The 23,938-nt window shown below is 67.5% G+C and carries 24 protein-coding genes; 7 read left to right on the forward strand and 17 right to left on the reverse strand.

Annotated features, from left to right (window positions below; translation table 11 throughout):
• Window positions 1–9: 9 nt before the first annotated feature.
• Window positions 10–1,023, forward strand: a complete 1,014-nt coding sequence (gene trpD / locus AC2YG9_RS13035) for an anthranilate phosphoribosyltransferase (RefSeq protein ID WP_487298402.1) — start codon at window positions 10–12, stop codon at window positions 1,021–1,023.
• Complete coding sequence (gene trpC, locus AC2YG9_RS13040; protein ID WP_487298403.1) at window positions 1,023–1,796, forward strand: indole-3-glycerol phosphate synthase TrpC; 774 nt, start codon at window positions 1,023–1,025, stop codon at window positions 1,794–1,796. Before trpD ends, trpC begins: the two co-directional genes overlap by 1 nt.
• A 256-nt stretch (window positions 1,797–2,052) precedes the next feature.
• Here trpC and AC2YG9_RS13045 read toward each other — a convergent pair whose 3' ends face one another.
• On the reverse strand, window positions 2,053–2,295 hold the full coding sequence (locus AC2YG9_RS13045) for a hypothetical protein (protein ID WP_487298404.1): 243 nt from the start codon (window positions 2,293–2,295) through the stop codon (window positions 2,053–2,055).
• 163 nt (window positions 2,296–2,458) lie between these two features.
• Between AC2YG9_RS13045 and lexA the strand changes: the two genes are divergently transcribed.
• Window positions 2,459–3,157 carry a transcriptional repressor LexA gene (gene lexA, locus AC2YG9_RS13050; protein ID WP_487298405.1) on the forward strand — a complete coding sequence of 233 codons (699 nt, stop codon included), beginning with the start codon at window positions 2,459–2,461 and terminating at the stop codon, window positions 3,155–3,157.
• Here lexA and AC2YG9_RS13055 read toward each other — a convergent pair.
• Window positions 3,138–5,174 carry a ComEC/Rec2 family competence protein gene (locus AC2YG9_RS13055; protein ID WP_487298406.1) on the reverse strand — a complete coding sequence of 679 codons (2,037 nt, stop codon included), beginning with the start codon at window positions 5,172–5,174 and terminating at the stop codon, window positions 3,138–3,140. The genes lexA and AC2YG9_RS13055 overlap by 20 nt on opposite strands.
• A gap of 76 nt (window positions 5,175–5,250) precedes the next feature.
• On the opposite strand from AC2YG9_RS13055, the gene gltX reads away from it, so the two are divergent.
• Genes gltX through AC2YG9_RS13075 form a run of 4 tightly spaced genes read left to right on the forward strand, consistent with a single transcriptional unit; the run spans window position 5,251 to window position 8,851 of the window.
• Entirely contained in the window at window positions 5,251–6,663 is a 1,413-nt protein-coding gene (gene gltX, locus AC2YG9_RS13060; RefSeq protein WP_487298407.1) for a glutamate--tRNA ligase, read from the forward strand.
• Between the two features lie 56 nt (window positions 6,664–6,719).
• Window positions 6,720–7,997 carry a citrate synthase gene (gltA, locus tag AC2YG9_RS13065; RefSeq protein ID WP_487298408.1) on the forward strand — a complete coding sequence of 426 codons (1,278 nt, stop codon included), beginning with the start codon at window positions 6,720–6,722 and terminating at the stop codon, window positions 7,995–7,997.
• 3 nt (window positions 7,998–8,000) lie between these two features.
• A complete protein-coding gene (locus AC2YG9_RS13070) occupies window positions 8,001–8,531 on the forward strand; it encodes a GNAT family N-acetyltransferase (RefSeq protein WP_487298409.1) in 531 nt (176 codons plus the stop codon).
• Window positions 8,528–8,851, forward strand: coding sequence for a hypothetical protein (locus AC2YG9_RS13075; RefSeq protein ID WP_487298410.1), 324 nt, complete (start codon window positions 8,528–8,530; stop codon window positions 8,849–8,851). The genes AC2YG9_RS13070 and AC2YG9_RS13075 overlap by 4 nt, the downstream gene beginning before the upstream one ends.
• On the opposite strand, the gene lpxB is transcribed toward AC2YG9_RS13075, so the two are convergent.
• The 15 genes from lpxB to rpsB all read right to left on the reverse strand — a co-directional run bounded on the left by lpxB (window position 8,852) and on the right by rpsB (window position 23,780).
• Window positions 8,852–10,021 (reverse strand): lipid-A-disaccharide synthase, encoded by a 1,170-nt coding sequence (gene lpxB / locus AC2YG9_RS13080; RefSeq protein ID WP_487298411.1) that lies wholly within the window; start codon window positions 10,019–10,021, stop codon window positions 8,852–8,854. It lies immediately after the preceding gene.
• Window positions 10,018–10,857: a UDP-2,3-diacylglucosamine diphosphatase gene (gene lpxI / locus AC2YG9_RS13085; protein WP_487298412.1), complete on the reverse strand. Its 840-nt coding sequence runs from the start codon at window positions 10,855–10,857 to the stop codon at window positions 10,018–10,020. The genes lpxB and lpxI overlap by 4 nt, the downstream gene beginning before the upstream one ends.
• A 4-nt stretch (window positions 10,858–10,861) precedes the next feature.
• Window positions 10,862–11,656: an acyl-ACP--UDP-N-acetylglucosamine O-acyltransferase gene (gene lpxA, locus AC2YG9_RS13090; protein ID WP_487298413.1), complete on the reverse strand. Its 795-nt coding sequence runs from the start codon at window positions 11,654–11,656 to the stop codon at window positions 10,862–10,864.
• Entirely contained in the window at window positions 11,656–12,126 is a 471-nt protein-coding gene (fabZ, locus tag AC2YG9_RS13095; protein WP_487298414.1) for a 3-hydroxyacyl-ACP dehydratase FabZ, read from the reverse strand. Before fabZ ends, lpxA begins: the two co-directional genes overlap by 1 nt.
• Window positions 12,123–13,142 (reverse strand): UDP-3-O-(3-hydroxymyristoyl)glucosamine N-acyltransferase, encoded by a 1,020-nt coding sequence (gene lpxD / locus AC2YG9_RS13100; RefSeq protein WP_487298415.1) that lies wholly within the window; start codon window positions 13,140–13,142, stop codon window positions 12,123–12,125. Before lpxD ends, fabZ begins: the two co-directional genes overlap by 4 nt.
• Before the next feature lie 90 nt (window positions 13,143–13,232).
• On the reverse strand, window positions 13,233–13,895 hold the full coding sequence (locus tag AC2YG9_RS13105) for an OmpH family outer membrane protein (RefSeq protein ID WP_487298416.1): 663 nt from the start codon (window positions 13,893–13,895) through the stop codon (window positions 13,233–13,235).
• 6 nt (window positions 13,896–13,901) lie between these two features.
• Window positions 13,902–16,247, reverse strand: a complete 2,346-nt coding sequence (bamA, locus tag AC2YG9_RS13110; protein WP_487298417.1) for an outer membrane protein assembly factor BamA — start codon at window positions 16,245–16,247, stop codon at window positions 13,902–13,904.
• A gap of 32 nt (window positions 16,248–16,279) precedes the next feature.
• On the reverse strand, window positions 16,280–17,491 hold the full coding sequence (locus tag AC2YG9_RS13115) for a M50 family metallopeptidase (protein WP_487298418.1): 1,212 nt from the start codon (window positions 17,489–17,491) through the stop codon (window positions 16,280–16,282).
• Between the two features lie 11 nt (window positions 17,492–17,502).
• The gene (dxr, locus tag AC2YG9_RS13120) at window positions 17,503–18,696 is read right to left on the reverse strand and encodes a 1-deoxy-D-xylulose-5-phosphate reductoisomerase (protein WP_487298419.1); all 1,194 of its coding nucleotides are present in this window, start codon (window positions 18,694–18,696) and stop codon (window positions 17,503–17,505) included.
• Complete coding sequence (locus AC2YG9_RS13125) at window positions 18,693–19,568, reverse strand: phosphatidate cytidylyltransferase (protein WP_487298420.1); 876 nt, start codon at window positions 19,566–19,568, stop codon at window positions 18,693–18,695. The genes dxr and AC2YG9_RS13125 overlap by 4 nt, the downstream gene beginning before the upstream one ends.
• Window positions 19,546–20,322, reverse strand: coding sequence for a polyprenyl diphosphate synthase (uppS, locus tag AC2YG9_RS13130; protein WP_487298421.1), 777 nt, complete (start codon window positions 20,320–20,322; stop codon window positions 19,546–19,548). Before uppS ends, AC2YG9_RS13125 begins: the two co-directional genes overlap by 23 nt.
• Window positions 20,323–20,362: 40 nt before the next feature.
• Window positions 20,363–20,929 carry a ribosome recycling factor gene (gene frr, locus AC2YG9_RS13135; RefSeq protein ID WP_487298422.1) on the reverse strand — a complete coding sequence of 189 codons (567 nt, stop codon included), beginning with the start codon at window positions 20,927–20,929 and terminating at the stop codon, window positions 20,363–20,365.
• A gap of 94 nt (window positions 20,930–21,023) precedes the next feature.
• A complete protein-coding gene (gene pyrH, locus AC2YG9_RS13140; protein ID WP_487298423.1) occupies window positions 21,024–21,746 on the reverse strand; it encodes a UMP kinase in 723 nt (240 codons plus the stop codon).
• A 96-nt stretch (window positions 21,747–21,842) separates the two neighbouring features.
• Complete coding sequence (gene tsf / locus AC2YG9_RS13145; RefSeq protein WP_487298424.1) at window positions 21,843–22,766, reverse strand: translation elongation factor Ts; 924 nt, start codon at window positions 22,764–22,766, stop codon at window positions 21,843–21,845.
• A 111-nt stretch (window positions 22,767–22,877) separates the two neighbouring features.
• Window positions 22,878–23,780 carry a 30S ribosomal protein S2 gene (gene rpsB / locus AC2YG9_RS13150; protein ID WP_487298425.1) on the reverse strand — a complete coding sequence of 301 codons (903 nt, stop codon included), beginning with the start codon at window positions 23,778–23,780 and terminating at the stop codon, window positions 22,878–22,880.
• Window positions 23,781–23,938: the final 158 nt, after the last annotated feature.

Raw genomic sequence — 23,938 nt, forward strand, 5'->3', positions numbered from 1 at the left:
GTCTAAGACATGTCCGACGCCTTCAAGCCCCTCCTCGCCCGCCTGGCGGACGGCCAGACCCTGTCGGAATTCGACGCCGAGGAGTTCTTCGCCGCCTGCCTGCGCGGCGAGCCGACCCCGGCCCAGATCGCCGCCGCCGTCACCGCCATCCGCCTGCGCGGCGAGACGGTGGGCGAGCTGACCGCCTGCGCCCGCGCCATGCGCCGCGCCGCCGTCACCCTCGATCATCCCTACGAGGTCGTGGATACCTGCGGCACCGGCGGCGATGGCCTGCACACCTTCAACATCTCCACGGCCAGCGCCCTGGTCGCGGCCGGCGGCGGCCTGAAGATCGCCAAGCACGGCACCCGCGCCCTCAGCTCCAAGTCCGGCTCCTCGGACGTCCTGGCCGCCCTCGGGGTCAAGATCGACGCCGGCCTCGAGCAACAGCGCAAGGCGCTGGACGAGGCCAATATCTGCTTCCTGTTCGCCCCCGCCCACCACGGCGCCATGCGCCACGTGCTGCCGGTCCGGGCGGAGCTGGGCTTCCGCACCATCTTCAATCTGCTGGGTCCGCTATCGAACCCGGCCGGCGCCAAACGCCAGGTGCTGGGCGTCTACGACCCTCGCCTGCTGGAGCCCCTGGCCCGCGTCCTGGGCGCGCTCGGCGCCGAGCGGGCCTGGACCGTCCACGGCTCGGGCATGGATGAGATGACCGTCACCGGCCCCACCATGGTCTGCGAATGGCGCGACGGCGGGGTGCGCAACTTCAACATCACCCCCGACGCGGTAGGCCTCCAGAAGCACAGCCTCGACGAACTGACCGGCGGCACGCCGGAGGTCAACGCCGCCGCCCTGACCCGCCTGCTGGACGGTGAGAAGGGGGCCTACCGCGATGTGGTGCTGCTCAATGCCGCGGCCGCCTTCCTGATCGGCGACAAGGTCGAGACCCTGCGCGAAGGGGTCGAGCTGGCCACCGCCGTCATCGACGACGGTCGCGCCAAGGCCGCCCTGGCCGGCCTGGTCGCCGCGACCCACAGCTGATGGCCGACATTCTCGCGAAGATCGCCGCCTACAAGCGCGAGGACGTCGCCGCCCGCAAGGCCGCCCGGCCGACGGTCGACGCCAGCGGCGCCACGGCCCCGCGCGGATTCCGCAAGGCGCTGGAGGCCAATTCCGGCGACCGCCTGGCCCTGATCGCCGAGATCAAGAAGGCTTCGCCCTCCAAGGGCCTGATCCGCGCCGACTTCGACCCGCCGGCCCTCGCCCGCGCCTATGAGGCCGGCGGCGCCGCCTGCCTGTCGGTCCTCACCGATGGTCCCAGCTTCCAGGGCGACGACGCCTACCTCGTCGCCGCCCGCGCCGAAGTCGCCCTCCCCTGCATCCGCAAGGACTTCCTGGTCGATCCCTGGCAGGTCGCCGAAAGCCGCGCCCTCGGGGCCGACGCCATCCTGGTCATCATGGCGATGATCGACGACGCCCTTGCCGCCGACCTGATGGCCGAGGCCGCCCGCCACGGCATGGACGCCCTGGTCGAGGTCCACGACGAGGCCGAACGCGACCGCGCCCTTGCCCTCGGCGCTACGCTGCTGGGCGTCAACAACCGCGACCTGCGCAGCTTCGTCGTCGACCTCGCCGTCACCGAGCGGCTGGCTGTCGATCTGCCGGCGGACATCCTGCTGGTCACTGAAAGCGGCGTCTTCACCGCCGACGACGCCCACCGCATGGCCCGCGCCGGCGCCCGCGCCATGCTAGTCGGCGAAAGCCTGATGCGGCAGGCGGATGTCACCGCCGCCACCCGCGCCCTGCTGGCCTGAAATAAACTCCGGGCGAAATTCAAGGCCCTGATTTTCCGGGCCTCCGGGCCATCCCGCCGCGTAGGCCGGCGCGATCACAAACAGACCAACAATCCCCGCGCCCGGACCCACGCCTCACCTACGCCGGAGCCTACGCGCCCCGCCGGTCGGCCAACATCAAAGCCACCGCTTCCTCAGTGTTTTCAACGCCTGCCCCCGAGGGCCGCCCATGGCGCCCGCCGATCCCGGCTATAATGGTAAGCCGCTTCGATAGGGCTCAGCCCGCTGCCGCCGTCCGCAGCGGGGCCACGCTCGCGGGCGGCGCCGCGCGCCGCCCCATGGTCCAGTTGCCGCAGACCCGAACCTTCGGGTTCGGCGCCGACCAGATCTCCCCGCTGTCGTCCAGCGCCACCACCCAGATCAGATGATGCTCCTGACCATAGTCGATGACCGCAAACGCATAGCCGTTCCCTTTGTCCTGGACGGTGACGGGCAGGCAGGGATTGAGTTGGGTGAACATGAAGCACGCGGCCGCTGATGGGGACTGATCAACGGCGGAAAATTCCGCTTGTTCCTATGTCGGATGAGCAACGCGGTTAACTTGACATCAAGAAAGAACACCTAGAGAACATCCATATCGTTTGCGATTTGTTCCCACTGAATCGCGCCTGGAGAGCCCGCCCATGCTGACCCGCAAGCAGCACGAACTTCTCATGTTCATCCACGAACGGATCAAGGAATCCGGCGTCTCGCCGTCGTTCGACGAGATGAAGGACGCCCTGGACCTGGCCTCCAAGTCCGGCATCCACCGGCTGATCACCGCCCTCGAGGAGCGCGGCTTCCTGCGCCGCCTGGCCCATCGGGCCCGCGCGCTGGAGGTGGTCAAGCTGCCGCAACAGGCGACCACCTCGGCCCCGGCCGGCGGCCGCCAGACCTTCAAGCCCCAGGTCGTCGAAGGCTCCCGCGCCGCCATGAGCGGGCCCGAGCCGGCCAACGATGTACGCGAGCTGTCGGTGCTTGGCCGCATCGCCGCCGGTGTGCCGATCGACGCCATACAGCACGAACGTTCCGTCATGCCGGTGCCCGAAGCCATGCTGGGCGCCGGTGAACACTATGTCCTGGAAGTCGACGGCGACTCGATGATCGAGGCCGGCATCCTTGACGGCGACTACGTCGTCATCCGCCGCACCGACCAGGCCACCAGCGGCGAGATCGTTGTCGCCCTGGTCGAGGGCGAGACCGCCACCCTGAAGCGCCTGCGCCGCAAGGGGGCCTCCATCGCCCTGGAGGCCGCCAACCCCAAGTACCAGACCCAGATCTACGGCCCCGACCAGGTGGCCGTGCAGGGCAAGCTGGTCGGCCTCATCCGCCGCTATCACTGATAGTCCAGGGGCGCCTGCCGCGTAGCGGCTGCGCCCAGACGATCCGCCAGCCCTGCCCCTGGCGGTAGAGTTCGGCGGAGCCGCCCTTCCTGAAGTCGGCGGCGCTCAGGATCAGGTCGGACCGGCAGCCTTGCGGAGCCTCCGACCGGAACACGACAACCCTGGCCGCGCACAGCTCGGCCAGGGTTTTCTCATCCGGGACCCGGCGCTGATTCCATTGCGCCACCTCCCCCAGGCACCGGCGGCGATTGCAGTCGAAAAGGTCCGGGGAATCCACGTCATCCAGCGTCAACCCGCGCCTGCGGGCCCAGACCTCCAGGGCGAAGCGCCGACTTTCCGGCCGGGCCGGGATGGCCTGCTCGCCCCGACGGATCGCCAGGGCTGAGCCATCGGAGGCGATCCACAGGTCCGGCGGCGCGGGTCTCGGCCAGAGCGCGACGGTCAGCGCCAGGGGGACACCCAACCAGCGGAGGCGTCCCTGCCACAGGCAAAGGATCAGGATGCCGAGGAAGGCGACCGGTAGGGTCCAGGCCGGGCCGCTGGCGACGGTGACCTGCGCACCTGGCGTTTGAGCCGTCTGACCGGCGATGGCCAGCATCAGGTCGATCGACCAGCCGGCTACGGCGAGGAACGGTCCGCCCAAGCCCAGCGGCTCCAGCGCGGCGCCGAGGGCAAGAAAGGGCATCATCACGAAGCTGGATATCGGCGCGACCAGCAGGTTGGCCACCAGTCCATAGGAGGCGACGCGGTTGAAATGGTGCATGGCGAACGGCCCCGTCGCCAGACCGGCGACTAGGCTCATCGCGATGCTGGCTCCGATCCAGACGGCGACCGCCTGCGGAAAGCGGATCCACCAGGGGGTCGAGATCTCCTTCACCGGGTTGGGCAGACGTTCGACCAAGGCCACCAGGGCGGCGGTGGCGGCAAAACTCATCTGGAAGCCGGGCTCGGTCGCGGCCTCTGGATAGAGGATCAGGATGACCATGGCTGCCACGGCCAACGCATCGAGGCTGATGGCCCGCCGGTCGAACAGGACGGCCAGAAAGGCCACACCGGCCGTGATCGCCGCCCGCACAGCCGGCGACGGCGCGCCGGAGACGACAAGGTAGGTGGCCACCGCCGCCATGCCGAGGACGGCAGCGGTCTTCTTGCCGTTGATACGCAGGGCCAGCCAGGGCCAGGCGGCGATCAGCAATCGGGCCAGAGCGAAGGCGAAGCCCCCGACAATGGCCATGTGCAGGCCGGAAATGGAGATGATGTGCGCCAGCCCCGAAGCCCGCATGGCGTCGGTCTGCTCTTTGGTTATCCAGGCCTCGTGGCCGGTGACCATGGCCGCGCCCATGCCGCCGGCGTGCTCGCCCATCTGGTCGACGATGCGCCGAGCCAGGCTCCAGCGCATGGCGTTGACGCCCATCGCCCATCGCAGGGCCAGCGGCGGCTCGGCCAGGGCGATGGCCTGGGGCTGCGACACCGCGAACCCGACGCCGCCGACCCGGTCGAACCAGGCGTCGCGGGCGAAGTCGTACGAGCCGGGGCTGGACGGCGGCGGCGGTGGACCAAGGCCGGCGCGCAGGCGGATGGACTGGCCCGGCCCGACGACCGCACCCTCATCGACGGTCAGGCGGACGCGGTACGGCAGTTCATTTTGCTCGAGGCCCTCGATCCGCGTCGGCGCGATCAGCAGCCGGCCGCCGCTGGAGCCCGGACTGGCGACGTCCAGCACCCAGCCCTCGACCACGGTCGGCTTTTCGAAGTCGGGGGAGACAGGCGCCCGCACCAGCTCGGTGCGGACCTTCCCCGCGACCCCGCCCAGCACCACCAAGGCCGCGAGCCCGGCCAGAAGGAACCAGCCGCCGCCGCGCGTCAGCCGGTTCACGGTCCAGGCTCCCGCGACCGCCGCGACGCCGAGCAGCGCCGCCAGCCACAACGCCGGCTCGCGCGGCAATCCCATATAGGCGGCGGCCCCCAACCCGAAGGCCACCGGCGCCAACAGCCGCCACCGCGTGCGCTGGGCCATCACCTCTTCGAGCAGGGTGGGACCGCCCCGAATCCATGTGCTAAGACGCCCGCCCAATCGAGCGGTCCGAGATCCGATGTCCTCTGCTACCCCCGTTGTCACACGGTTCGCCCCTTCGCCCACCGGCTCGCTCCATATTGGAGGGGCAAGGACGGCGTTGTTCAACTCCCTGTTTGCCCGCCACACCGGCGGCAAGTTCCTGTTGCGCATCGAGGACACCGACCGCGAACGCTCGACCGAGGCCAATGTCCAGGTGATCCTCGACGGCCTCCGCTGGCTGGGCCTGGAGTGGGACGGTGAGCCGATCTTCCAGTTCGCCCGCGCCGACCGTCACCGCGAAGCCGTGCAGCAGCTGATGGACGCCAGCAACGCCTACCGCTGCTGGCTGTCCGGCGAGGAGCTGGAAGCGGCCCGCACCGCCGCCCGCGAGGCCGGCCATGCCCTGCGCTCGCCCTGGCGCGACCGCGAGCCGACCGCCGCCGACCTGGCCAAGCCCCATGTCATCCGCTTCAAGGGCCCCAAGAACGGCGACGTCATCGTCCGCGACCTGGTGCAGGGCGACGTCACCTTCCGCAACCGCGACCTCGACGACCTGATCATCCTGCGCTCGGACGGCGTGCCGACCTACAATCTCGCGGTCATCGTCGATGACCACGACATGGGCGTCACCCACGTCATCCGTGGCGACGACCACCTCAACAACGCCGCCCGCCAGACCCTGATGTACCAGGCGCTGGGTTGGGATGTGCCGCTGTTCGCCCACATCCCGATGATCAACGGCGAGGACGGCGCCAAGCTCTCCAAGCGCCACGGCGCGCAGGCGGTCGGCGAGTTCGCCGACATGGGCTACCTGCCCGAAGCCCTGCGCAACTACCTGGCCCGCCTGGGCTGGAGCCACGGCGACGACGAACTGTTCAGCGATGAGCAGGCAGCCGAATGGTTCGATGTCGCGGATGTGAACAAGGCCGCCGCCCGCCTCGACTGGGCCAAGCTCAACTACGTCAACGCCCACTACATCAAGCTGGCCGACAACGCCCGCCTGGCCGGACTGGTGGCCGAGGTCTTCGCCCGCCGGGGGGCGCCCCTCAGCGTGGCTCAGGTCGCCCGCCTTACCGCCGCCATGCCGGGCCTCAAGGACCGGGGCAAGACCCTGCTGGAACTGGCCGACCAGGCCCTCTTCCTGTTCGCCCAACGCCCTGTTTCCATTGATGAAAAGACCCGCGGCCTGCTGACCGAAGAGACCATCGCGCGCCTGCGCCGGCTGGCCGAAGGCCTGGCCAGACAGAACGACTGGTCGGCCGAGGCGCTCGGCGCCTGGCTCAAGGCCTTCGCCGAATCCGAAGGTGTGGGCTTTGGGAAGATCGGCCCGCCGCTGCGCGGCATCCTCACCGGCGGCGCGCCCTCTCCCGATATGGGCATAACCCTCAGCGTGCTCGGCAAGGAAGAGTCTCTCGGCCGGATCGAGGATGCGCTTTCGCCCGGCAAATGAGGCGCTATAAGGCGTGCCGAACAGACGTTTGCTATCGAGACTGAGAAGGACTGGGAATGGCGGATAAGGCCACGCTGACCATCGGTGACAAGACCATCGAAATGCCGGTCCTCAAGGGGACGACCGGCCCCGACGTGGTGGACGTCCGCAAGTTCTACGCGGAGTCGGACATGTTCACGTTCGACCCCGGCTTCACCTCGACCGCCAGCTGCGAGAGCAAGATCACCTACATCGACGGTGACGCCGGCATCCTGCTGCACCGGGGCTATCCGATCGACCAGCTGGTCGAGAAGTCGAGCTTCCTGGAGGTCTGCTACCTGCTGCTGCACGGCGAGCTGCCCAACGCCGCCGAGTTCGAGAAGTTCGAACACAACATCACCTACCACACGATGTTGCACGCCCAGTTCGACCGCTTCTTCGAGGGCTTCCGCCGCGACGCCCACCCGATGGCGATCATGACCGGCGCGGTCGGCGCCCTGTCGGCCTTCTACGCCGACAGCATCAACGTCGACGACGCCCGCGAGCGCGAGATCAGCGCCCACCGCCTGATCGCCAAGATGCCGACCATCGCGGCCCGCGCCTTCAAGTACCACATGGGCCAGCCCTTCGTGTCGCCGCGCAACAACCTCTCCTACTCGGAGAACTTCCTGCGCATGTGCTTCGCCGTCCCGGCCGAGGACTGGGTGCCGAACCCGATCCTGACCCGCGCCATGGACCGCATCTTCATCCTGCACGCCGACCACGAGCAGAACGCCTCGACCTCGACCGTCCGCCTGGCCGGGTCTTCGGGCGCCCATCCGTTCGCCTGCATCGCCGCCGGCATCGCCTGCCTCTGGGGCCCCAGCCATGGCGGCGCCAACCAGGAAGCCCTCGAGATGCTCGAGGAAATCGGCACCGTCGACAAGATTCCCGAGTTCATCGAAGGGGTTAAGGCCCGCAAGTACAAGCTGATGGGCTTCGGCCACCGCGTGTACAAGAACTTCGACCCGCGGGCGACCGCGATGCAGAAGACCTGCCACGAGGTCCTCGGCGAACTGGGCATCAACGACCCGCTGCTCGAAGTGGCCATGGAGCTGGAGAAGATCGCCCTCTCCGACCCCTACTTCATCGAGCGCAAGCTGTACCCGAACATCGACTTCTATTCGGGCATCACCCTGCGGGCGATGGGCTTCCCCTCGACCATGTTCACCGTGCTGTTCGCCCTGGCCCGCACCGTCGGCTGGATCAGCCAGTGGAAGGAAATGTTCGAGGATCCGGGCCGCAAGATCGGCCGCCCGCGCCAGCTCTACACCGGCGCCACGAACCGCGACTACGTCGCCATCGACAAGCGCTAAGGCATGGCCGGCGCGGTGAGGATCGCTCCCATCGCGCCGCACCAGCTGCCCGGGCTCATCCCGGCGTTGAGCGACATCCTGATCGAAACAGTGCGGCTGGGAGCCAGTGTCGGGTTCCTGGCCCCCTTGTCTCTGGACGAGGCCCAAGGCTTCTGGACGAAGGTCGGCGAGGCGCTGGAGAGCGGCGAGCGTCTGATGTGGGGCGCCTGGGAGGGTGAGACCCTGGTCGGCACGGTGCAGATCGTCGTCGGCATGCCGGACAACCAGCAGCACCGCGTCGACCTGGTGAAGCTGATGACCCACCCGGCCCACCGCGGGAGCGGTCTCGGCGCGGCCCTGACCCTGGCGGCTGAAGCGGAGGCCGCGCGGCTCGGCAAGAGCCTGATCGTTCTGGACACCGTGGCCGACAACCCGGCCCAGCGGCTCTACGAGCGGCTTGGCTACGCGGCGGCCGGGGTGATCCCCGACTACGCCCGCTCCAGCGCCGGCCCGCTGGAGCCGACCTGCATCATGTTCAAACGGCTAGGCGCGTGAGCCGGCGCGGTCTTGCGATCCTCGGCGGCGCTGGCTTCATCGCCATCTTCCTCGCCCTGGTCCCCCTCGTGAGCTGGCTCAACCGCCCCAACCTGCAGCGGCTGGAGACGGCGCGGCGGGTCCTGGCCGAGGCGGGGTATCCGAACGCCCGGCTGTCCGGCTCCCAGCAAGTCAGCAACATGGCGCGCTGCCAGGTGGGTCAGGTGTTCAACAAGGGCCGCGCCTATCGGTGGGACACCAAGACCCACGGCGGTGTCTTCTGCCTGCCGGAAGACGGCCGCCCTCCCCGCATTCTGCTCGACACCATTCGGTTCAAGTAGTCAGGCGGCGCGTTCGGCCAGCAGCTTGAGTACGGCGTCGGCGGCAAGTTCAGCCGGATCGACCGTCGGGCGGCCCATCTTCGCAACGGCCTCGTACTGGGCCGCGATCTGGGCCGTCCGCAGGGATTCGTTGTCCAGCCGGTCGCCGATGGCCGAGGCCAGCATCGGGCCGTTGCAGGCGTTCTGCAGGTACTCGGGCGCGACCATGTCCTGGGCGGCGATGTTGAACATCGTCACCCAGGCCGACTTGAAGACCAGCATGACCAGCCGATAGCTGACCGGACCCAGACGATAGCCAACGACCATGGGACAGCCGGCCAGGGCCAGCTCGGTGGTCACCGTGCCGCTGCAGGCCAGGGCGACCGTGCCGGCGGCGAAGGCGTCGTCCTTCAGCTGGGCGTCCTCCAGGACATGCACCGGGAAGGGCCAGGCGGCGATGCGCTCCTTGACCATGCCGGCCACGGTGGCGGCCAAAGGCATGACGATCTGCAGGTTCGGGCGGTCGGCCTTCAGACGCAGGATCGCGTCCTCGAAGGGCGGAAAGACGTGGCGGATCTCGGCCGGGCGGCTGCCCGGCAGGACCAGAAGGATGGGGTCGGCAGCGTCCGCGCCGATGTGGGCGCGCAGCCGGGCCGGGTCGGCGCCGGAGAAATCACGGATCAGGGTGGGGTTGCCGACCGTGGTGACGGCCAAGCCCTCGCGCTCGAACCAGGGGGCGTCGAAGCCGTGGATGGAGAGCAGGTGGTCGACGGCTTTGGCGAGCGTCTTTGCGCGGCCCGGCCGGCTGGCCCAGACCTGCGGCCCGACGTACTTCACCAGCGGCATCTTGGCGTCGAGTTTGCGCAAGGCATGGGCGACGCGCAGGGTGAAGCCCCAGCTGTCGATCAGGACGGCGATGTCGGGCTTCTCACGCGCCGCCAGAGCCGTTGTCTCGGCCACCCGCCGCTTGACCATCGGCAGGGCGCGGACGCCCTCGATAATGCCCAGAATGGACAGCTGGGCGATGTCGAAGGGGCTCTCGACCCCCTGCGCCGCCATCTTCTCCCCGCCGACCCCGACGAAGCGGACACTATCGCCCAGGCGAGCCTTGAGCGCCCGCGCGAGACCGGCCCCGAGGGAGTCGCCGGACGCCTCCGCGGCGACCAGCATGACCGTCAGGGGCTTGCTCACGGGGCCTTGTGCTCGACGCCGAGCACGAAGAGGCCGAACTCGTCAGCCGTGGCGATGACCGCCTCACGGTCAACGATCAGCAGACGCCCCGCCTCCCCCACCACGCCGGCCAGGCCGGCCTTGGCCGCGCCGCGGATGGTGGCGACGCCGATGGTCGGCAGGTCGACCCGCAATTCCTGGATCGGCTTGGGCGCCTTGGCGATGACGCCCTTGAAGGCGCCCGGCTGGCCGCGCAGGGCCACCGGCAGTTCGGAAACCCGGCGCAGCATGCTGTCGGTGCCCTCCTGGGCCTCCACGGCCAGCACCAGCCCGTTGCAGACGACCGCTCCCTGGCCGACGTCGAGCTGGCCGATGGCCTTGGCGACTTCCAGGGCGCGTTCGATATCTGCCTTGTGCTCAGCCGAGGGACCATGCTTGCCCAGCAGCCCGAGCGGCAGGGTCATGGCCCCCACCGCCTCATGCACGCCCTCGATGATGAAGCCCTCCCTGGAGAACTCCTCCAGCACCCGGCGCAGCAGGGCGTCGTCGCCGTGGCGGGCGGCGGCGATGATGCCCGGCAGGGCGGCCATGCCGCGCATGTCGGGCTTCAGGGCCGTGAAATCAGGGCGTTGGACCAGGCCGGCGAAGCAGACCGCCTCACACTTCTCGCGCTTGAGCACCTTGAAGGTCTTGCCGAGCTCGGCGAGGCCGACCTCTTCGCCGGGATGACCCAGCGTGGCGTCGTCGGCGATGCCCTTCAGGCGGATGACGAAATAGGGCCGACCGGCCTTGCGGCAGTGGTCGGCGATCTCCGCCGGCAGGCCGCCGGCGCCGGCGATCAATCCCAGCTTCTTCAAGGCCTTATGTCTCGCGGCGCGGCAGGCAGAGGGGGCGGTTGGCGTCGACGCGGATGAAATCGAGGATCTCGACCACCTCGGGGATGTCGGAATAGCCCTCGGCCACGTCGTCAAGCCGCTCCTGGAAGGTCCCCTCGTCGGCGAACAACAGGCGGTAGGCGGCCCGCATGGCGCTGATCCGCTCGCGGTCGAAGCCCCGCCGCTTGAGGCCGATCAGGTTCAAGCCCTCCAGATGGGCGTGGTTGCCCCAGACCGAACCGTACGGAATGACGTCCTTGGTGACGATGCCGCCCCCGCCGATGAAGGCCGACCGGCCGATGCGGCTGAACTGGTGAATCGCCGCCAGGCCGCCAAGGAAGACGAAATCCGCCACATCCGCATGGCCGCCAACGGCGACGCTGGGAGCCGCGGTGACCCGGTTGCCGATGATGACGTCGTGGCCGATGTGGACGTTGACCATGAACAGGCAGTCGTCGCCGACGGTGGTAACGCCCCGCCCCATCGCGGTGCCGGTATGGATGGTGACGTTCTCGCGGAAGATGTTGCGCGCTCCGACATCCAGCCGCGTCGGCTCACCCTGGTGACCCAGATGCTGCGGCGGCCCGCCGAGGTTGACGAAGGGATGCATGACGCAGTCTTCGCCCAGCGTCGTGACGCCCTCGAGCACCACATGGCTGCGCAGCTTGCAGCCGGCCCCTAAGGTGACGTCCGGTCCCACGATGCAGAAAGGACCGATCTCAACGCCCTCGCCCAGCTTGGCGCCAGGATCGACGATGGCCGTGGGGTGGATGGCGGTCATCAGCTGACCATGGCCTTCATGGCCGCGAACTCGGCCTCGGCGCAGACCTTGCCGTTCACCAGGGCCTTGCCCTTGAATTTGAAGATGTCGCCGCGAACCCTGGTCACCTCGACATGCATATGCAGCACGTCGCCCGGCCGCACCGGGCTGCGGAAGCGCACGCCGTCGATCGACATGAAGTAGATGACCATGTTGGTGATATCGATATCCATCGACTTGGACATCATGATCGCGCCGGTCTGGGCCAGGGCCTCGACGATCAGCACGCCGGGCATCACCGGGTGGCCGGGGAAATGCCCCTGGAAGAAGGGCTCGTTGAAGGTCACGCATTTGATGCCGACGATCGAGGTGTTGGCCACGAACTGTTCGCAGCGATCGACCAGCAGGAAGGGATAGCGGTGCGGAATCCGCGCCAGGATCTCGGTGATGTCGATATCGCCGCCGGCCATGGCCTGATCTGCCGTCGTCATGACTTGTCTGTCCCCTTTCGGCTGGCCGCCTTGGCGACCCATGCCGTCTCCCTCAAGAACTCCCGGAGCGGGCGCCCCGGATAACCACTCCAGATTTCACCGGCCGGCACGTCACGGATGACGCTGGAGCCACCGCCGATGCTGGCGCCGTCACCGACCGTCACATGGTCGGCCACGCCACCGCGGCCGCCGAATGCCACCCCGTCGCCGATCACCGCGCTGCCGGAAATTCCAACATATGCGGCCATCACGCAGTTGCGCCCGACGCGTGCGTTGTGGGCGATGTGGACGAGGTTGTCGACTTTGGTGTTCTCGCCGACGACGGTGTCGTCATAGGCCCCCCGGTCGACGCAGCTGTGGGCGCCGATGGTCACATTGTCCTGCAGAATGACCCGGCCCATCTGCGGCACATCGACGACGCCCCTGGGCCCGCCGGCCGCACCGAAGCCGGCCTCGCCGATTACCCCGCCGGCATGGATGGCGACGTTGTCGCCCAGCAGGGCGAAACCAACGACGGCGCGCGCGCCGATCCGACAGTCGCGGCCGATGGAAACGCCCGGACCGATGACGGCGCCGGGGCCGAGATGAGTGCCGGCCCCGATCCGCGCGCCGGGACCGATGACGACGCCGGGGCCGATGGTGACGTCCGGCTCGATCACGGCGGTCGGATCGATCCAGTCGCTGGCGGCGGGCTGCAGGATGGGCTGGCACAGCGCCCCGGCGGCCATGGCCCAGGCGGCCTGCGGATGGCGCGTCTCAAGAGCGATACAGCCTGGCGGGACGGCATCGACCAGGTCGGCCGGCACGAAGCAGGCGCCGGCCTTGCTGGCCTGCAGTTCGGCCAGCCATTTTCGGCTGGCAGCGAAGGCGATGGCGGCGCCCGAAGCGCGATTGAGGGGCGCGGCCTCGTCGATCATCAGATCGCCGGCCCCGGAAGCGACCCGGGCGCCGGTCAGCTCGGCCAGCTGTCGGAGCGACAGGGGGCCCAGGGCCTCAAAGAATCGGGAGTCGGGCATGTCTTCCTCGAACGCGGCCCCGAACCGGGGCCCCTGACGCCGGGGAGGCCCATCTGGACCGCCCGGCGTCAAGGAATATCCCGAGTCGCCTCAGTTCGTCGGCTTGGCGGGCGCCGCCGGCAGCGGCCTCGGCGTCGACTCCAGAGTGATCGGGAACTGCTGGATCTTGGCGTTCAGGGCCGTGATCACCTGCGGGGTGATGTCCATGGCCGGGCTGCTCAGGGCAACCGACTCGCGACGGATCAGGATCGAGCAGCCCTTTTGCTGATAGATCTGGACCACGATCGGGTCGACTTCGGTCAGGATTTTGACGCCGGCCTTCTGGGCCGTGGCCTGGTACTCGCGCTTGCGCTGGGCGGCCTTGGTGTCCCAGGCCTTGGCGCGGGTCTTCAGGTCGACGGCGCGCTTTTGCAGGGTCGCCTCGTCGGCGCCCGGGGCGTTCATCGCGGTCTGGATGGCGCCGGCTTCCTTGTTGATCGCCGCTTCTTCGGTCTGCAGCTCGGTGTCGACCTGCTTGGCGATGGCCTCGAGGCGGCCGTCGACGTACTTGCCGACGGTCGAGGAGGTGACCACGGCGTTGACGTCATAGATGCAGAAGCCAGGAATGACGGCGCCATGGGTCACCGGCAGCTGGGCCGGCCTCGGCGGGGCGGCGGCCGGCTTGGGCGGGGTGGTCTGGGCGACAGCCGAGCTCGCGAAAGCCAGAACGGCGACCGCGCCAACAGCGCGGGCCGCGAAGGACTTGATGTGCATGAGAGATCAGAACCTTGTGGAGGTGGAGAACCGGAACGTTTCGGTCTTGTCGTAGTCTTCTTTGGCCAAAACTTGGCTGAAGTCGAAGCGAATGGGTCCCATCGGCGAACGCCAGTGGATCGACAGGCCAGCCGAGGCCCGCAGACCCAGGTCATCGCGGATGTCGGTGTTGAACACGCCCGGAACGGTCTGGCGGTCGATATCGTCCAGCAGGCCGACGGTGCCGACATCGGTGAACAGCGAGGCCTTGATGCCGTACTGCTCGGGCAGGAAGGTCGGGACCGTCAGTTCGGCCGTGCCGATGGCGTAAAGCTTGCCACCCAAGGCGTCGCCACGGTTTGAGCCCGTATCGCGCGGACCGATACCGGCCGTCTCGAAGCCCCGGAAGGTGTTGCCGCCCTTGTAGAAGCGGTCGTTGATCCGGACCGTGTCGCCGCGCCAGCCGGTCGTGTAACCGGCCGAACCCGTGGCGCTGAAGATGAAGTCCTTGTTGAAGCCGTAGTACCATCCGCCGCTGGTTTCGGTACGCAGATAGTTCACGTCACCGCCAAGACCAGCGAGGTCCTGCGACAATTCGACATAGAAGCCGCGGGTCGGCCGTTGCGGGTCGTTCCGGCGGTCCAGGCGAACGGTGTAGCCGAGCGAGGAGGTGATCCGGGCCCCGCGCTGCGCACAGAGCGTGGTCGAGACGGTGCCGGCGTTGCACAGCGAGTCGGCGACATCGACGTTGTCGCTGCGCAGGACGTAGCGCAGGCCCATCGAGGCATTGGACGTCAGCGGGAAGCCGACGCGCAGGTTCATACCCGTCGAGGAGGTGTCGAAGGCCGTCTGCTGGCTGAAATCGTAGCGGTAGGTGTAAAGGTCCACCCCGGCCAACAGGTCCCGGCCCAGGAAGCGCGGCTCGGTGAACGAGAAGTCCACCTGCTGACGCAGCGAACCGACCGACACGCGGGCGCGCAGGTTCTGGCCCCGGCCGCGGAAGTTCCGCTCGGAGATGCCCAGATCGATAATCAGCTGGTCGACCGAGCTGTAGCCGGCGCTGAACGACAGTTCGCCGGTCGGCTGCTCCTCGACCTTGACCCGCAGGCCGGTACGGTCGGGCGCGGTCCCCGGCACTTCCTCGATGTCCACTTCCTTGAAGTAGCCGAGGCCGCGGATCTGGCTCTTGGAGCGGTCGACGTAGACGCGGTTGTAGGCGTCGCCCTCGGACACCAGCATTTCGCGGCGGATGACCGAGTCCAGGGTGCGGTTGTTGCCGACGATGTCGATGCGGTCGATGTAGACGCGCGGGCCTTCACGGACCGAGAAGACCACATCGACGGTCTTGGTCTCGCGGTTGGGCACGTAGCGCGGGCGGACGTCGACGAAGGCGAAGCCGGCGGCGCCGGCCGCGAAGGTCAGGGCGTCGGTCGCCTGTTCGATCTTTTCGTCCTGGTACAGCTCGCCGGCGCGGATCGGCAGCAGCTGCTCCAGCACCGTGCCGTCCAGCTTCTTCAGCTCGGTCTCGACGCTGATCTTGCCGAACTTGTACTTCACGCCCTCTTCGAGCGTGTAGGTGATGACAAAGCCATTCTTGTTCGGAGCCAGCTCGGCCACCGCCGAGACGACGCGGAAGTCGTAGTAGCCGCGGTTGCGGTAGTGCTTGCGCAGCTGTTCCTTGTCGTACTCAAGCCGGTCCGGATCGTAGTTGTCGTTGGTCGACAGGAACTTGTACCAGGCGGTTTCCTTGGTCACGACCACGTCGGCCAGGTCGCCGTCGGAGAACTGTTCGTTGCCCAGGAAGTTGACGTCCAGGACGCCGCTCTTGGGGCCTTCGTTGATTTCGAAGATCAGATCGACGCGCTTCTGCGGCAGCTCGACCACCTTCGGCGTCACGGTCGCCGAGATGCGGCCCGAGCGGCGGTAAAGTTCGATGATGCGCTGGACGTCGGACTGGACCTTGGCGCGGGTGAAGATGCCCCGCGGCCGGATGGTCAGCTCTTCCTTGATCTTGTCGTCCTTGACCGAGGAATTCCCCTCGAAGACCACCTTGTTGATGATCGGGTTCTCGACGACGCGGACGTTCAGGTCGCCGCCCTGCAGGTCGATTTTCACATCGGCGAACAGTTCGGTGCGGAACAGGGTCTTCAGCGCCAGGTCGATTCGCGCCGAATCGACGGCTTCACCGGGCTGGATCGGGATGTAGGAGGCGATGGTCGAGGCTTCGATGCGCTCGTTGCCGATCACGACTATGCGCTGCACCACGCCCTGCTGGCCCTGGGCGTAAGCCGCCACGGGCGCCATCAGGGCCGTGGATCCCATCAGCAGGGCCAGGCTCGTGAGGACGGCGGCGCCGGGGCGTCGAGAATGCATCATGAGGTCTGCCATCAAGGATACGAACGAGCTCACGAGAAGAGGTCGCCCAGGAAATTGAACACACGCAGCCGCTGGAGGTCGTTCCAGGTGGCGAACAACATGAAACCGACGAGCAAGGCAAGACCAAGGCGGTATGAAACGGCCTGGATACGGGCCGGAAGTGGCCGCCGGGCCACGGCTTCGTAGGCGTAGAAAACCAGGTGACCGCCGTCGAGAACCGGCAGCGGCAAGAGGTTCATAAAGCCGATACTGACCGACAGGAAGGCCGCCAGTTCCAACAGGGCCAGAGTACTGCCGCTGATCATGCCGCCGATGGTGGTCGCGCCGTGCGCGCCGGCCTTGGCGACCTTGCCGGAGGTGTCGGCGATGCCGAGCACGCTGCCGATCTGATCGGCCGAGGATTTGCCGGTGATGATGCGGCCGACATAGAAGACCGTGGTCTCGATGACGTTCCAGCTGCGCTCCGCCCCGCGCCCGACCGCCTCGATCGGATTGTAGCGGACCCGCCGATACTCGGCGAAGGGCGGCTTGTAGATGCCCAACTGGCCGATCTTGATGCGGCCGGCCACAGGGTGATCAACTACGCCCTCTACCGGACTGGCCGTGAGTTCGATCCGCTGGCCGCCGCGGTCGATGCCAAAGACGATCGGCGTCCCCGCCCGCATCTGGATGTAGCGCTCAAGCTGGTCGAACCCCCGCACCTTGCGCCCATCGACGCGCTCGACGATGTCGCCGGCCTGGAAGCCGGCGGAGGCCGCCGGTTTGTTGGGCACGACGTCGGTGATTCTGGCCGGCAGCAGGGGTTCGCCGAAGGCCATCAGGAAGCCGGCGAACAGGACGATGGCGAGGACGAAGTTGGCCAGCGGTCCGGCCACGGTGATCCAGGCGCGCTGCCAGATCGGCTTGAACTGGAAGTATTTGGCCTCGGCGCCCGGCCCCTCGGCGGCGACGATGGCCGCCCGCATGCTGTCCAGGTCATCCTGGTCGGGCACGCTGGCCGCATTCTCATCGCCCGCGAAACGCACATAGCCGCCCAACGGCAGCCAGCCGACCCGCCACTGAACCCCGTGCTTGTCGCGCCAGTGCAGAATCGCGCGGCCAAAGCCGATGGAGAATTGGTCGATCTTGGTGCCGACCGAGCGCGCCGCCCAGTAGTGGCCCAGCTCATGCACCACCACGACCAGGGTCAGCACGAACAGGAACGGCACGATGAACAGGAAGAGTGACTGGAGCAACTGCACGGCCACTCCCCTTACGCCGCGCGCGCGGCGGCGAGGCGACTGACGACCTCGGTGGCCACGCGCCGGGCGCTGGCATCGATGATCATGGCCGTCTCCAGTTCGTCGCCCCCCGGCTGACCGCCCAGCTCCCAGCCGCCATTGAGGCGATCCAGGGTATCCTGGACGGACCCGGCAATATCAAGAAACCCGATACGGCGGTCAAGAAACGCCCCGACCGCCACCTCATTAGCAGCATTCATTGCGGCGGGGGCATGGCCACCCATGCGCAGGGCCTCACGGGCGATGGCGATGGCCGGGAATCGCTTGAGGTCGGGCGCTTCGAAGGTCAGCTGGCCGATGGCCGCCAGGTCGAGCGGGGCCGCCGGCCAGGACAGGCGGTCCGGCCAGGCGTAGGCGCATGCAATGGGGCTGCGCATGTCGGGCGGCCCCAGCTGGGCCAGTGTCGATCCGTCCGTGTATTCGACCATCGAATGGATGATGGACTGCGGATGGACGACGATGTCGATCTGGTTCTCCGGGGTGGCGAACAGATAGCTGGCCTCCACCATCTCCAGGCCCTTGTTCATCATGGTCGCCGAATCGACGCTGATCTTGGCGCCCATGCTCCAGTTGGGGTGGGCGACGGCCTGTTCCGGCGTCGCCGCGCGCATGGCCTCATAGGTCCAGGTGCGGAACGGCCCGCCGGAGGCGGTGAGAATCAGCCTGGCGACCTTGTCGCGACAGGCATCCTGCAACACTTGAAATATAGCCGAGTGCTCGGAATCGACGGGGATGACCACGCCCCCTGCCCGGCGCGCGATTTCCAGCACGCCCGGCCCGCCGCAGACCAGGCTCTCCTTGTTGGCCAGCGCCACCACCGCCCCCCGCCGGGCAGCGGCCAGGGTCGGCGCCAGTCCCGCGGCCCCGACGATGGCAGACATTACCCATTCGGCGGGCAGTTCGGCGGCGCCGCTGACCGCCGCGGTCCCGCCGGCCGTCTCGATGCCCGAGCCGGCCAGGCGCTCGCGCAGGACCGGCAGCAGGGTCTCGTCCTCGATCACCGCAAGGCGGGGGCGCCACTTCAGGGCCTGCTCGGCCAGCTTCTCGACATTGCGGCCGGCGGTGAGGGCCAGGATCTCGACCTCCACGCCCGATTCCTCGAACAGGCTCAGGGTCGAGACCCCGATCGAGCCCGTGGAGCCAAGAATGGAGACGGTGCGGCTCATTGGAAGACTTCGAACTGGATCAGGCGGGCGGCGGCCACCACCATGACCGCGAACATCAGCCCGTCGACGCGGTCCAGCACGCCGCCGTGGCCCGGGATGATGCCGCCCGTGTCCTTCACGCCGAACCGGCGCTTGAGCATCGATTCCCACAGGTCGCCGCCCATGGTGGCCAGGCCGGTGAGCAGGCCGATGGAGATGGCCCCCGGATAGCCGATGAACCCGTGCCCGAAGGCGCCGGAGATGGCCAGCACGATGGCCGCGGTCAGCATCGCCCCGAACAGCCCGCCGAAGAAGCCGCTCCAGGTTTTGTTCGGCGAGTAGCGGGGCCACAGCTTGGGCCCCTTGAAAATGTTGCCGAAGATGTAGGCCATGATGTCGGTCCACCAGGTCACGGCGAACAGATAGACGCTCCAGGCCGCGCCCTCGGGCATGTCCCGCAGCCAGACCATGCCGATGCCGGCCGGCGCGATGTAGATGACGCCATAGGCCGCGTCGGGCACATGGGCCGTCAGCCGGAAGGCGACCAGGGTGGTCAGCGCCGACCCGACCAGGATCAGGCCCCAGGTCGCAATCCACCACAGATGGGCGTCGGCCGAGCCGGCCTGGCTGGCCAGGCTGGACAGATGGGCCATGACGATGACGGCGATGACGCTGGCGCCGATGACAAAACCGACGCGGATCGGGGCCGAGGGGGCGACCAGGCGGCCCCATTCGCGGGCCAGCAGGGCGCCGACGATGCAGATCAGCGCCGTATAGGTCCAGCCGCCCAGCCAGACGGCCAGCGCCACCGCCGGGATGATGGCGAAGGCCGAGATCAGACGAACCCGCAGGTTCTTCCAGTCGAAACGCTTAGCCGGTGGCGAGGACGTCATCGGTCGTCACTCCGCCGTAGCGTCGCTCGCGAGAGCGGAATTCCCCAACCGCGGCGGCGAGGTGATCGGGGCCATAGTCGGGCCAGTAGACGTCCTGGAAGACGAGTTCGGCGTAAGCGCATTCCCAGAGAAGGAAGTTGGAGATGCGTCGTTCCCCGCTGGTGCGAACAATAACGTCCGGGGACGGAACGCCGGCCGTGGACAGATGGCTCTCGAACAGTTGCTCGTCCAGGTCTTCGGGGCTGGCCTCGCCTCGGGCCACGGCCTCGGCGAATTTTCGGGCCGCATCAACCAGGTCGGCCTGGCCGCCGTAGTTGAAGGCAACCTGCAGGCGGAAGCGGGTGTTGTGCTCGGTACGCCGCTCGGCCCGCTCTATGATTTCGAGAATGTCGGGTTTCAGGCCCGTGCGGCGCCCCAGAATGCTGATGCGCACCCCTTCCCGCGCCAGCCGGTCAAGATCGCTCTCCACATAGGCCTTGAGCAGGTTCATCAGTTCGCTGACCTCGGTCATCGGCCGGCGCCAGTTCTCGGTCGAGAAGCCGAAGACGGTCAGGGTCGAGACGCCGATGTCCGGGGCTCCCTCGACCGTGCGCCTCAGGGCCTTGACGCCCTCGCGGTGTCCCAGGGTGCGCGGCAGCCCACGGCGTTTTGCCCAGCGGCCGTTGCCGTCCATGATGATGGCGACATGCAGGCCCTCGGCCGGGCTGCCGGCCGGGACATGACCCCGCGGTTGTACGCCATCCTTTGAGGGCATCACTTTCCCTATCCGATCCGGTTCCCGTCGCTCCGGACCATCAAACCTGCATGATCTCTTGTTCCTTGGTTTTCAAGGCTTCGTCGATCTTCTTGACGTGGTCGTCCGTGGCCTTTTGCAGCTCGGTTTCGAACTTCTTCAGCTCGTCTTCGGTCAGCACCGCGGCCTTCTGGGCCTTCTTGGCGTCGTCCATGCCGTCGCGGCGCACATTGCGCACGGCGATCTTCTGCTGCTCGGCGTATTTGCCGGCGATCTTGGCCAGATCCTTGCGGCGCTCTTCAGTCAGCGGCGGGATCGGGATGCGCAGGTTGTTGCCCTCCACGACCGGGTTCAGGCCCAGGCCCGCCGAACGGATGGCCTTCTCAACCGAGACCACGACGCCCTTGTCCCAGATGTTGACGCTGATCGAGCGCGGCTCGGGGACGCTGACCGAAGCGACCGTATTGAGCGGCACGGTGTTGCCGTAGGCTTCGACCATTACCTGGTCGAGCAAGCTGGCGGAGGCGCGGCCGGTGCGCAGGCTGCCGAACTCTTCCTTCAGGGCGGCGACCGCCTTGTCCATTCGGCTGGAGTAGGTCGCGACGACCGGTTTTTCGCCATTGGCCATTTCGAGAGGTCCTTTTCTTGTCGGCGACGATAGCGGACGGGGTTTGAAGACCCGTCAAGACGTCGCGCGGTTCTCGCGTGAACGCGTTTGTATATCAGGAGTCTTCGGTGATCACGGTGTGCACGCCCTGACCGTGCAGGACCTTGAGCAGGTTGCCGCGCTCGCGGATCGAGAAGACCACGATCGGGATCTTGTTCTCACGCATCAGGCTGATGGCGCTGGCGTCCATGACCTTGAGGTCCTGGGAAAGGACGTCGTGATAGCTCAGCCTGTCGTAGCGAGTGGCCGATTTGTCCTTCTTGGGATCGGCCGTGTAGACGCCGTCAACGCTGGTGCCCTTGAACAGGGCGTCGCTCTGCATCTCCGCCGCGCGCAGGGCCGCGCCCGAGTCGGTGGTGAAGAACGGGTTGCCCGTGCCGGCGGCAAAGATCACCACCCTGCCCTTCTGCAAGTGCCGCTGGGCCCGGCGGCGGATCAGAGGCTCACAGACGGTGGGCATGGGGATGGCGGACTGCACCCGGGTCTGGACGCCGATGCGTTCAAGCGCGTCCTGCATCGCCAGGGCGTTCATGACGGTGGCCAGCATGCCCATGTAGTCGGCGCTGGCCCGTTCCATGCCCTTGGCGGCGCCGGCCATGCCGCGGAAGATGTTGCCGCCGCCGATGACGAGCGAGAGTTCGACCCCCGCCTCGACGACCTGTTTGATGTCCTGGGCCACGGCCTCGACCGTGGGCATGTCGATGCCGAAGGCGGTCTCGCCCATCAGCACCTCGCCCGACACCTTCAGAAGCACCTTCTTGTAACGCAGCTTTGTCATGCCGGAGGGCCCTCTCCTGAGTCGGGAAAACTACATAAACCAAGGGCGCCCCCAGCGTCAGCCGGGAGCGCCCTCTTTAGTTCGGTAACAGACGGATCAGTTCCCGCCGGTCATCGAGGCGACTTCAGCGGCGAAGTCCGGCGCATCGGCCTTCTCGACGCCTTCGCCCAGGCCCAGACGGACAAAGCCCTTGATGGTGGCCTTGGCGTCGGCGACCAGCGCCTTGATGGTCTGGTCGGGGTTCATGACGAAGGGCTGCTCGAGCAGCACGACTTCACGCTGGAACTTGGAGATCTGGCCGTCCACGATCTTGGCGATCATGTTTTCCGGACGGCCTTCTTCCTTGGCCTTTTCGGTCAGCACGGCGCGTTCACGCTCAACGGCCGCCGGGTCGAGGTCTTCCGACGACAGCGACAGCGGGTTGGTGGCGGCCACGTGCATGGCGATCTTGCGGCCCAGCTCCTGCAGCTCGGCCTGGTCGCCGTCGCCTTCCAGAGCAACCAGCACGCCTATCTTGCCCAGTTCCGGGGCGACGGCGTTGTGGACGTAGGCCGAGACCGAACCCTTGGCGACGCTGAACTTGGCCGCGCGACGCACGGTCATGTTCTCGCCGATGGTGGCGATCAGGTTGGTGACCATGTCGTTGACGACTTCACCGTCAGCGGTCTTGGCGGCCTTGATGGCCTCCACGTCGCCGTCGGTGGTCAGGGCCACGGCGGCGACCTTGCGGGCGGCGGCCTGGAACAGGTCGTTGCGGGCCACGAAGTCGGTTTCGGCGTTCAGCTCGATGACCGCACCGGTCATGCCGGCGCCGTCCTTTTGCAGGGCCACGGCGACCAGGCCTTCAGCGGCGGCGCGGTCGGCCTTCTTGGCGGCCTTGGAGAGGCCCTTGGAGCGCAGCCAGTCGGTGGCCTGTTCCATGTTGCCGTCGTTCTCAACGAGGGCCTTCTTGCAGTCCATCATGCCGGCGCCGGACTTTTCGCGCAGTTCCTTGACGAGGGCAGCGGTGACTTCCGCCATGTTCAGTCCTCCAGATATTGAGTTCGTATAGGGGTGCAGCCGGACCTGTTGGGGCCCGGCTGTGACAAGGGTTTGAAATCAGACCCTCCGGACCAGCCGGAGGTCCGAAAATCAGTTGGCTTCGTCGGCCGGAGCTTCTTCAGCGGCGGCTTCGGCGACCGGAGCTTCTTCAGCAACGGCTTCCGGGGCAGCGGCTTCAGCGGCCGGGGCTTCTTCAGCGACCGGAGCAGCGGCTTCTTCAGCCACCGGTTCCGGGGTCAGTTCGCGGGCCAGGGTCGGCTCGATCGGGGCGACCGAGGCGCCGAGGTCGACGCCCGAGGCGGCGGCGCCGGCGGCCATGCCGTCGAGGACGGCGTCGGCGATCAGGTCGACGTACAGCTGGATGGCGCGGGCGGCGTCATCGTTGCCCGGGATCGGGAAGGTGATGCCGTCCGGATCGCAGTTGGTGTCCAGGATTGCGATGACTGGGATGTTCAGCTTGCGGGCTTCCTGGATGGCGATCGCTTCCTTGTTGGTGTCGATCACGAACATGATGTCGGGGATGCCGCCCATGTTCTTGATGCCGCCCAGCGACAGTTCCAGCTTGTCCATTTCGCGCTGCAGGCTCAGGCGTTCCTTCTTGCCGCGGCCCTGGCCTTCGCCGCCGAGCAGGCCTTCCAGCTCGCGCAGACGGGCGATCGAGCCCGAGATGGTGCGCCAGTTGGTCAGGGTGCCGCCGAGCCAGCGGTGGTTCACGTAGTACTGGGCGCAGCGCTTGGCGGCTTCGGCCACCGGGTCGGACGCCTGGCGCTTGGTGCCGACGAACAGCACGCGGCCACCGGCGGCGGCGACTTCACGCACCTTCACCAGGGCCTGGTGCAGGAGCGGGATCGACTGCGACAGGTCGATGATGTGGATGTTCGAGCGCGAGCCGAAGATGTAGCGGTCCATCTTCGGGTTCCAGCGGTGCGTCTGGTGGCCGAAGTGGGCGCCGGCTTCGAGGAGCTGGCGCATGGAGAATTCAGGCAGAGCCATGTCTGTATCGGATCCTTTTTCCGGTTGTCGCCTCCGCGGGCAATTCCAGGCAGTTGCCTGGACCGGAACGGATCGGATGGGATGTCTCCCCAACCGGCCCGAACGCCCGCGTGCGTGATGGGCGGGGGAGATAGTCGGAATGGGCGGGAAATGCAAGT

Source organism: Caulobacter sp. SRI_014, from assembly GCF_057586315.1.